General features: G+C 64.2%; 1 protein-coding gene. It reads left to right on the forward strand.

Annotated elements, in window-relative coordinates:
* The coding region (locus CVN76_RS00515) for an ABC transporter permease subunit (protein ID WP_442857520.1) at positions 1 to 341 on the forward strand (341 nt) is incomplete at both ends.

Genomic DNA, 341 nt, shown 5'->3' on the forward strand with positions numbered 1-341 from the left:
CTGCCGAATCTGGTGCTGCCATGGAACCGCATTGCCGTCATCGTGTTTGTGGTACTGGTGCTGACCCTCACCTGGCTGTTGCTGAATAAAACCCGACTGGGCATGAACGTGCGAGCCGTGACGCAAAACCGCGCCATGGCCGCGTGTTGCGGTGTCCCCACCGGCCGTGTCGATATGCTGGCGTTCGGGTTGGGGTCCGGCATTGCCGGGTTGGGCGGCGTAGCCTTGTCGCAGCTGGGCAACGTCGGGCCCGAGCTGGGGCAGGGCTATATCATCGACTCCTTCCTGGTGGTGGTGCTTGGCGGCGTGGGCCAGTTGGCCGGTACGGTGGTGGCGGCTTT

This window comes from Bacillus sp. mrc49 (assembly GCF_002803435.1).